This is a genomic window from Pseudomonas sp. GW460-LB5 (assembly GCF_059423245.1).
Genome location: NZ_JBWKXT010000132.1, coordinates 1 through 1,100, shown reverse-complemented (window position 1 = coordinate 1,100; position 1,100 = coordinate 1). Strand labels below are relative to the sequence as shown.

1 rRNA gene is annotated in these 1,100 nt (G+C 50.7%); it reads left to right on the top strand.

The window, feature by feature from the left end:
* Window positions 1-1,100, top strand: a 23S ribosomal RNA gene (locus AC07XM_RS31025); the annotation flags it as partial.

Below are 1,100 nucleotides of genomic sequence, written 5' to 3'. Positions count from 1 at the left end.
TAGCCTGCGAAAAGCTTTGGGGAGTCGGCAAACAGACTGTGATCCAGAGATCTCTGAATGGGGGAACCCAGCCAGCATAAGCTGGTTATCTTGTACTGAATACATAGGTGCAAGAGGCGAACCAGGGGAACTGAAACATCTAAGTACCCTGAGGAAAAGAAATCAACCGAGATTCCCTTAGTAGTGGCGAGCGAACGGGGACCAGCCCTTAAGTTGGTTTGAGATTAGTGGAACGCTCTGGAAAGTGCGGCCATAGTGGGTGATAGCCCCGTACACGAAAATCTCTTATCAATGAAATCGAGTAGGACGGAGCACGAGAAACTTTGTCTGAATATGGGGGGACCATCCTCCAAGGCTAAATACTACTGACTGACCGATAGTGAACTAGTACCGTGAGGGAAAGGCGAAAAGAACCCCGGAGAGGGGAGTGAAATAGATCCTGAAACCGTATGCGTACAAGCAGTGGGAGCCTACTTTGTTAGGTGACTGCGTACCTTTTGTATAATGGGTCAGCGACTTATATTCAGTGGCGAGCTTAACCGAATAGGGGAGGCGTAGCGAAAGCGAGTCTTAATAGGGCGTTTAGTCGCTGGGTATAGACCCGAAACCGGGCGATCTATCCATGGGCAGGTTGAAGGTTAGGTAACACTGACTGGAGGACCGAACCGACTACCGTTGAAAAGTTAGCGGATGACCTGTGGATCGGAGTGAAAGGCTAATCAAGCTCGGAGATAGCTGGTTCTCCTCGAAAGCTATTTAGGTAGCGCCTCATGTATCACTGTAGGGGGTAGAGCACTGTTTCGGCTAGGGGGTCATCCCGACTTACCAAACCGATGCAAACTCCGAATACCTACAAGTGCCGAGCATGGGAGACACACGGCGGGTGCTAACGTCCGTCGTGAAAAGGGAAACAACCCAGACCGTCAGCTAAGGTCCCAAAGTCATGGTTAAGTGGGAAACGATGTGGGAAGGCTTAGACAGCTAGGAGGTTGGCTTAGAAGCAGCCACCCTTTAAAGAAAGCGTAATAGCTCACTAGTCGAGTCGGCCTGCGCGGAAGATGTAACGGGGCTCAAACCATGCACCGAAGCTACGGGTATCA